5 protein-coding genes and 1 pseudogene are annotated in these 9111 nt (G+C 57.6%); 5 read left to right on the forward strand and 1 reads right to left on the reverse strand.

Annotated features, from left to right (window positions below; genetic code table 11):
- The first annotated feature begins 1615 nt into the window (after positions 1 to 1615).
- From GGD63_RS39690 to araD1, 5 genes are all read left to right on the forward strand, one after another.
- Complete coding sequence (locus GGD63_RS39690; protein WP_183250624.1) at positions 1616 to 3772, forward strand: DUF6259 domain-containing protein; 2157 nt, start codon at positions 1616 to 1618, stop codon at positions 3770 to 3772.
- 81 nt (positions 3773 to 3853) lie between these two features.
- Positions 3854 to 4891, forward strand: a complete 1038-nt coding sequence (locus GGD63_RS39695; RefSeq protein ID WP_246785837.1) for an aldo/keto reductase — start codon at positions 3854 to 3856, stop codon at positions 4889 to 4891.
- A complete protein-coding gene (locus GGD63_RS39700; RefSeq protein WP_183250625.1) occupies positions 4888 to 5748 on the forward strand; it encodes an amidohydrolase in 861 nt (286 codons plus the stop codon). The genes GGD63_RS39695 and GGD63_RS39700 overlap by 4 nt, the downstream gene beginning before the upstream one ends.
- Before the next feature lie 45 nt (positions 5749 to 5793).
- On the forward strand, positions 5794 to 7302 hold the full coding sequence (locus GGD63_RS39705) for a UxaA family hydrolase (protein ID WP_183250626.1): 1509 nt from the start codon (positions 5794 to 5796) through the stop codon (positions 7300 to 7302).
- A gap of 15 nt (positions 7303 to 7317) precedes the next feature.
- Entirely contained in the window at positions 7318 to 8304 is a 987-nt protein-coding gene (gene araD1 / locus GGD63_RS39710) for an AraD1 family protein (RefSeq protein ID WP_183250627.1), read from the forward strand.
- 416 nt (positions 8305 to 8720) lie between these two features.
- Here araD1 and GGD63_RS39715 read toward each other — a convergent pair.
- Positions 8721 to 9013: pseudogene (locus tag GGD63_RS39715) on the reverse strand (transposase domain-containing protein); the annotation flags it as partial.
- Positions 9014 to 9111: the final 98 nt, after the last annotated feature.

The following is a 9111-nucleotide window of genomic DNA, read 5'->3' on the forward strand; positions in this document are numbered from 1 at the left end:
GCGGACCGTGTCGGATCGATGACAGTCGCCTCGGCAGCGAGCGCCGCAACGAGCGTGCCCTTGGTTTGGGCCGAGACCGTTACATTGAGCGCGAGTAGGCCAAACACAGCCGCAAGAACACGCAGGACCATCATGCTTTTCCTCCCTGGTTGTCTTACAACCGTAAAGGGCTGCCCAAGTATAAAAACGCTAAAAGCAGCCCAATAATTAGGGAAATTGTGCAGAAACCAGAACTCCACTGCAGTTTAAACGCCGAGCAACGATCGCGAACTTCAATCCGCCGGCGAGGCACCATACAGTCGAGACGGCGCGGCGCCCTGGGACACCACGCCGCCCTCGCGCGAGGCGCAAAACAGCGCCGCCGGCGGTCCTTGTCCGCCAAATGGCCGACCGTCGCAGACATAGGTCCAAATCCGGCCTTCGTCGTCCGCCCTCCCATTCGCCAGGACCGGGATCTTTGGGTGAGTAGGCCGGAGGGATTTCACCTCCAGCCTCTCGCAGAACCTGGCGTAAGACTCTCGCCTCACCCGACTCCCATCAGGGCGCCGCCATCGCCGAGTTGCCAATGCACAAAGAGCCTGCGGTTCTCATGCGCGATCTTCTCCAGAAAGAGACGCGCGCGTCCTAAACGGGTGATGGAAGCGCTTATACTTTCGCTTCAACAATACAGCCAATGTCTGGTTGATGTAGCGCGCCAACGGATAAAGCGCTAAACGCGTGTATTGCCCATAGTAAGCGCCCCCTTAAGCATCGGGTTTAGCTCGCGGGCAGTAGCGCGCGCATGACGTTCAGTGCTGGGTTGCTGACCGCTGGAGTGAACCCGCGGAACATCTTCCGCGAATGCGGCCCAGGACCGATCGCGGCCGGAAGCAATAACCGAGAAAGTCAAACATAACCGTTTCGCCTTTGCCTCGGCGTCGATCCTCCTTGCAGTAAACGATCCTCGTCTTCGTAGGATGCATTTCGGCTGCCGCGATCACGTCCCCAGAATGTTCGAGGCGTTGGCGCTCGCGTGGGTGACGGACGCAACCCCGCTGTGAATACACGACATAAAGTTGTCGGAGATCCACGCTCGCCGGCCTAGCTTGGGTGGTTGTTTACGAAGAACGTCTGCTGAATTCGCGCCAGCAACAGGCGACTCAGATAGAATAGATCGTAATCGGCCTGACGATGGTTCTTTTGCGCCTTTCGTAACGCCTAACGCCTGCTGGCGGGCTTGCCACCGGCCCGCGCACGTGCGCAGCCGACACGTGCATTGCAATTGAAACAACGGCGAGTTCACCCCGTCTGGTGGCAACTCGTTAGAGTGGCGGCGTAGGCGGTCCGTGCTTTGCAATCACCTCGCGAGGCTATTCATCTTGCATTTATCTCCTGCCGCGCTTGGCAGCCCGCCCCGCATTGGTAAGATCGGTTGATTTGTGTCTCTCCCGATCGCGGCTGCGACATCTTGCGGAATTCTACACCATTGTCGGATTGGCTGCAGTAATACTGCGCGTGCTCCTCTCATATCGCTCGTCACGAGTGCTCCTCATGGCCTATCACGTCTGCGACGGTTGATGCTCGCGGCAAGTCGCCACTTACATCGCCGAAGCAAACCTAGTTAGGGGCCTAACCGATGACACGATCTGATCCTGCCGCGATCCATTGGCTGCGCGCGGGGGAGCTGGGAGTAGGTGTCAGTACCGAGACCGGCGCAGTAGTCGCGATGCGGCACGGTGACTGGGGCGTGCTCGACCGTGCCGAACTCGGCCGGTCCTTCCGTCTGCTGGTGCCCACGCCTGACCGGCGAGCGAATTTCATCGATGGCCGCCAGCAAGGCACGCCCATCTGCTTGATCAGCGAGGACGGGCGCACCGTCACCAGTGCGTGGAACGACGTGGTGGACGAGCATGGCGCCGCGCACCTCATCAGCGTGCAGACACAGATCACGGCACACGAGGACCGGATCGTCTTTGCCATCGAGCTAGACAACACCAGCGACCTAGTCGTCGAGAACGTCTACTTTCCCGATCTGGGCGATATCCGGCCAGCACCCAGTGGCCGGCTCGACGCCTTCACCTATGTCCCCGGCACTTTGGGCCGTTATAGGTCCAGCATCTGGCCGACCTTCCGCAATGAAGCGGGCTACTGGGGTGTTGATCACCCTACCTTTCATTGTGGCTCTCATGCTGGCTTCGTTCCCATGAACCCTATGGTGCCGTGGATGCTGCTCGAGGACGGCTCACTGGGACTCTACGTCGGGGTGGACGAGCCTTCGGCGGAGCCAGTGACTTGGTTCGCCGAGTTGCTGCCCGGCTACGATGACTCAATCACTTGGCGGACACTCGCCGGTGGCCGGGTGCCCGCCGGTGAGGCGATCGGCGGGCATACAGTGGGGGTGCATTTTGCGGCGGTGCATCTGCCATACCTCGCCGCCGGCGAGCGGCGCGCCCTCACTCCCATCGCAGTGGCCGCCTACACCGGCGATTGGCACGCGGGCGCCGACCGATACATCCGACGACGCGCTGCCTGGGGCAGGCCCTGCGCCTGCCCCCCGGCCTGGGCCCGTGACCCGCACTCTTGGTTGCAGCTGCAGCTCAAGTCGCAAGAAAGTGAGCGGCGAGTCAGCTTTGCCGAGTTGCCCGAGATCGCCGCCGAATGCGCCAGGCACGGCGTCACCGCGATCCAAGTAGTAGGCTGGACCGAGGGAGGGCAAGACGGAAATATGCCCTCACACAATCCGGATCAGCAGCTCGGCGGCGCCGAAGCGCTGCGCGGCGCGATCGCAGCCTGTCAACGGCTGGGCGTGAAGATCGTGCTGTACACGAAGTTCACCTGGGCCGACCGGACGACCGAACGGTTTCACCGCGAGCTAATCAGCCACGCAGTGAAAGACCCTTATGGCGATTACTACCAATACTATGGCTACCGCTACCAGACGATCACCCAGCTGCTTGACATCAATACCCATCGGCTGGTGCCAATGTGCTTTCTCAGTGAGCGTTACCTGAAGATTTGCCAGGAGGAATTCGCCAACCTTGTTAACCTCGGCGCGGACGGGATGCTCTACGACGAGGCGATGTGGCACGGCTCCTCGGTGTGCTTCGACGAGTCCCATCAGCACCGACTCGGCGCGCCGGTATTCGCTAACGACCGTGAGTTCGTCTCCCGGCTCCGCCAGACACCTGGCTTGCCTGGTGACTATCTGTTCGCCTGTGAGGCCCCCTACGACTTGGAGTGGGAGGCGTACCACCTCGGCTATATCCGCAGCTCAGACCCGGACTACCTCCCGGTTAATAGGTATCTACGGCCCGACGGACTTTTGATGACCGCGGTGATCGGATTCGACGATCGCAACATGATCAATCAATGCCTGCTGTACCGCTATGTGATCAGCTACGAGCCATTCAACTTCAAGGGCCGTCTGTCTGACGCGCCGGACACAGTCGCGTACGGTCAACGCATGGATCAGCTGCGGGTCGAGCTTCGTGATTGGTTCTGGGACGCTAACTTCATCGACACTGTCGGAGTCGCCGTCCGCAAATCGAACGGAGCCGCTCACCATCCCTACGCCGCATTCCGGCACCGTGACGGACGGACCGCCGTGGCGATAGCCAACTACTCGGACGAGCCAATTGACGGGCTCTCGGTACGCATCGACGGCCAAAGTCTACCGATGCGGTACCGGCTGGTCGACGACCCCGAATGGCACCCCGTTAACGACGACTTGGCAATCCCACCGCGGTCGGCTGCGGTCCTCATCCCGGTCACGGCGGTCCCATCCGACCAATAAATGGCCGCGACGGTTTACCCGATCCTTTCCACGAAGTGCACGAGGGTCGAGTCAAGCTCTTACCGAGAGGAGCGCGTGAGGATGATTTCCGATCAAACTAATGCAAAGACAGGCATGTCGGGCGCAAAGTGCCGGCAAGTGGGAAGGACCGGGCTTGAGGTCACCCAGTTCGGGCTTGGGGGCACAGGTCTCGGATCTTTGTATCGACCCGTGAATGATGACGATGCCAGGGCGACGCTTAGTCAAGCTTGGAAGCGCGGCATTCGTTTTTATGACTCAGCACCAATGTATGGGTATGGCCAGAGCGAGCGCAGGATGGGTGACTTTCTGCGCGATAAGGGGCCGAAGCATTATGTTCTTTCAACAAAAGTTGGCCGCTTGTTAGAACCCGGGTCACGAGATCTCGATACGGATCCTTTCAAGTCGCCGTTCCAATTTACGGTGCGCTTTGACTATAGCTATGATGCAACCAGGCGGTCGCTCGAAGACAGCCTCCAACGTATGGGGCTTCCATGCGTGGACATTGTCCTGATCCACGACATTGGGACTGACACCCACGGTCCTGAGTTGCAGCCCCAGGTTTACCGTTCGGCAATGGACGGCGCCTACCGGGCCCTCAATGACTTGCGTGGCGCTGGCGTCATTAAGGCGGTCGGGCTCGGCGCCAACGAATGGGAGGTATGTTTCGACGCCATGCGAGATGGCGACTTTGACTGCTTTCTTCTTGCCGGACGTTACACACTGTTGGAACAGACTGCGATCGAGGTCTTCTTGCCAAAATGCATTGAAACTGGCGCCTCTGTTTTTTTGGGCGGTGTATTCAACTCGGGGATCCTGGTTGATCCAGCAGCTCCAAACGCGACCTTCAACTATAAACCAGCCAATGAAGGTGTCCGGTTAAAAGCACTCGCTATCCAAGCAGTTTGTAAAGAGCACGGCGTGAGTCTTCCGGCTGCCTCCTTGGCATTGCCGCTTCGCCATCCCGCCGTTGCGTCAGTATTATCGGGCGCCTCCCGACCATCGGAAATTGAGCAGATTGCGGAGTGGCTGAACCAAGAAATTCCTGAATCGCTCTGGGATGATCTCAAAGCTGCCGGCTTGTTGGACGGTCGGGCATGATGGCGACGCGAGTTGATGCACATCATCATTTCTGGCGGCCGGCCCGGGCGGATTATCCTTGGATGACCCCTGATATTGAGCCAATTGTCCTTGACTTTATGCCTGTTCATTTAGAGCCTCATCTTGCCAGGCATGGCATCGAAGCGACCGTCCTCATACAATGTACTGAAACAGAAGCCGAGACTCATTTCCTTTTAGACGTAGCGCGATCAACTTACTTCGTAGCAGCCGTTGTTGGATGGATCGACTTGTTAGCGCCAGATGCGCCCGCGCGAATAAGATCACTAGCTCAATCGCACAAGCTTGTTGGGTTGAGACCGATGGTGCAATGGCTTCCCGACGGCTGGCTGCTCCAACCCGCGTTAGCCCCCGCCATCGCCTGTATGATTGAACTCGGTCTCACGTTTGACGCGCTCGTCTATCCTAGGCAACTCATCGATCTTCGTCGATTTCTCGATCAGTATCCTGATCTTTGTACTGTCGTAGATCACGGCGCTAAGCCACAAATTCGAGAAAAAATATTTGAGCCATGGGCAACCGAAATCGGCTCCATAGCGAGAGAAACCAATGCTTTCTGCAAGATCTCCGGCCTCATTACGGAGGCGGGTCCCCATTGGCACGTCGAGCAATTGCGCCCCTACGTTGATCATCTTATCGATCGCTTCGGGTCTGCGCGACTGATGTGGGGAAGTGACTGGCCGGTATCCGTGTTAGACGGCGGTTATGATCCCTGGGTAAGTGCCACAAAAGCTCTGCTTGCTGAACTGCCGCCTCAGGATCGAGCGGAAATCGAAGGAAACACTGCCCGCCGGTTCTACCATTTGGAAGAGCCAAGTAGACCGAACATGAAAGTTTGAAAACGGGACATCAATTTACCGGTCCCCAGAGTACGTTGTAAAGCCATGACCGACCGATCGTACATCCTCCTGTCCGAAGATGACAATGTTGCCGTTGCCATCCAACAATTGATGGCCGGTACGGCTGTTGGTTCAGTACAGTTGCTGGCAAATATTCCTCGTGGACACAAATTTGCGACACGAAGTATTGCTGCCGGTGATCCAATTCTCAAATATGGTCAGATTATCGGCTTCGCGACGGGACCAATCGCAGCCGGTAGTCATGTTCATGTCCACAACGTCCGCCCGACAGAGTCGACCGATGCGCGCCGTGCTGTCATCGGTCGTGCTACCAATGTCAAGAATGTCAGCGACCGAACTTTCCTTGGATACCATCGGGCCAATGGTCGTTGGGGCACCAGAAACTATATCGGCGTTATGACTTCCGTAAACTGCGCGGGCACGGTCGCGAAGTTAATCGCCGATGAGGCGTCAACACACATCGACTTGGCTGGAACAGGGGTCGACGGCATTGCCGCCTTCCCTCACACTACAGGATGCGGGATGTCGGACCATGGCTCTGGATATGAGCTGCTTCGGCGAACGCTTGAGGGCTACCTCAATCATCCGAATTTTGGCGGAATACTGATGGTTGGACTTGGCTGCGAACAGATGCAGATCGCACGACTCCTCACCGAGTGTGGGCTTGAGCAAGGTGCGACGTTGCGGTTCCTAACTATACAAGCTGCGGGTGGTACGCGCGCAACCGTCGACGCCGGTGTGAGACTCGTTAGGGAAATGCTGCCGATCGCGGCGAAATTTAAGCGCGAACCCGCCCCAATTAGCGAGCTCTCTGTCGCCCTGCAGTGTGGTGGTTCCGACGCTTATTCGGGCATCACGGCCAATCCCGCACTTGGATATGCAGTTGATCTTCTATCCTCCGCTGGAGCGACCGCAATCTTGACCGAGACGCCGGAAATTTTCGGGGCTGAGCATATTCTGGCCGCTCGCGCGGGAACGCCGGAGGTTGCTGACAAGCTCTACACCAGGTTGGCTTGGTGGGAAGACTACACTCGCTTCTTTGGGAATAATTTGAACAACAATCCTTCGCCTGGCAACAAGGCCGGCGGCTTGACAACTATTATGGAGAAATCGCTCGGTGCAGTCGCAAAAGGAGGGACCTGCCAACTTGAGGACGTAGTCGAATATGCAGAGCGGCCGTCTCGAAGAGGCTTGATTTTCATGGATGGTCCCGGATTCGACCCTTGCTCGGCGACTGGACAGATAGCTTGCGGAGCCAACGTGCTCTGTTTCACCACCGGACGGGGGTCGGCGTTCGGCTGCAAGCCGGTTCCTTCCATCAAATTGGCCTCCAACTCGGCGCTTTTTTCGAGCATGCGCGACGATATGGATATCAACTGCGGCGATATCGTCGAAGGCACGTCGATCCAAGACAAGGGAGTAGAAATCTTTGAAGACATAGTAGCGGTGGCCTCTGGTCGAAAAACGAAATCAGAATTGCTTGGCTACGGCGACCTGGAATTTATCCCCTGGCAGCTCCATGCTGTGCTCTGATAGGAGTTATTCTCGGTGCGTCTTTTTCAGTTTGTAGACACTGACGGGAGTCGCGCGGTTGGTGTATTCAAGGATGAGACTGGCCCGCGCCGCCTTAACAGCCTTGATACGACTCGCGAGCTTGCCCTTGAGGCTCACAGACACGGCATGGGAATCGAGGCTTTGGTCGATAGATTAGGTGTCGGCGCAACAATTGCTTACGATCGGATCATCTGTGAAAAAAGGCTTCTTGTGCCGTTAGACCATCCGGATCCAGCGCATTGCGTCCTTGCGATCACTGGATTGACACACCTTGGAAGCGCTAAGTCACGGAATGCCATGCATGCGAAGTTAGAAACCGAACATTCTTCCGACAGCATGAAGATGTTCAAGCTCGGCGTCGAAGGCGGTAAACCATTGCCTGGTACCATAGGCGCGCAGCCGGAATGGGCGTATAAGGGTGACGGTACCTGGATCGTGCACCCTGAGCAGACAATTTCGATACCGTGTTACGCCGACGACATGGGCGAGGAAGCTGAAATCGTCGGACTTTACGTGATTGCGGACAACGGTGATGTGCTGCGGCTCGGTTTCGCCCTTGGCAACGAGTTTTCCGATCACGTGATGGAACGAAAAAACTATCTCTATCTGGCTCACTCGAAGCTTCGACAATGCTCTTTCGGCCCGGAACTTCGTGTCGGCGATCTCCCGGCGTCGATAGAAGGAAAGGTGTCGATTTCGCGCGGCGCAATCGAAATTTGGGGGGCGTCCTTCCTGACGGGAGAAAGCGAAATGTGTCACTCGATAGCAAATTTGGAGCACCACCATTTCAAATATAGCCATTTTCGACGCCCCGGCGACGTCCATGTTTATTTTTTGGGAGCCGACGTATTGAGTTTCGGGAAGTGTGAGATTCTGTCCGGCGACGTGACGGAAGTGTCGGGTCCGGGATTCGGAGCTCCACTTCGCAATATCCTTATGTCGGATCAGACGACGCCAGAGGTGGTAGTGACGCAACTATGAAGAACATGCGATTTTTCCATCCGCTACCCGAGCGGATAGGCGTTCGAGAGACGAATGAAATGAACCCGCCGATGAACCGTCGTAACGTGGGAATTGTCGTCGAAACCAGAGGTGTGTCGTCCCTCTGGGATCAGTTCGCCGGAAGCCTGAAGACTGGGGGCGGCGACTGGAATTGAATCGGATGCAGACGCTGTCGCGGAACTGCAGGAAGCAGTCGCTCCGATGGAGAGGGAGAAGCACAAGCAGAAGACCCGAGACGAGAGTACCGACGCGGAGCACTGGGCCGGACCGATCCGTATTAGCAACGAAGGCTCGTAATGGGGCCGGAGCGAAGGGATCGGGTCAGCTGGGCTGGCCATCGTCACAACTGGCGACAGGAGGACGTCGATGAACCGTAAGCGCCAAGCTGAGGCCGTTCAGGCTTTGAAACGCCAGGGCATGAGAGCGTCAATCTGAGAGATCGGCCAGCCCTGCGCGATCCGTTCGAGAGTTTGCGTGAGCTAGGCGTGCGGATCGACATCGTTCATCTTCGCGGTCTGCAGAAGCGTGGGGATGGTCGCCTAGATCGGGCCGCCGCCATGGCTGCCGCAAAGAGCGCATTTTTTCTTGTGATGGTGTGCGGTCGGATTGGCCGCTCGACAGCGTTGGAGTCGATCTCGATACGGCCGTTGCTTAGAAAGTGCTCGAGGGCGGCGCGTCCGGATGTGGCAAGCGTAACCGGTATGAGCTCCCACGTCCGCGGTGATCAGCGGTCGCGTGCGTAGCGGATCGGCATCCAGTACTGGCGCAGCGCCTCGACGACGGCTG

The organism is Bradyrhizobium sp. cir1 (assembly GCF_014198245.1).
Taxonomy (GTDB): Bacteria; Pseudomonadota; Alphaproteobacteria; order Rhizobiales; family Xanthobacteraceae; genus Bradyrhizobium.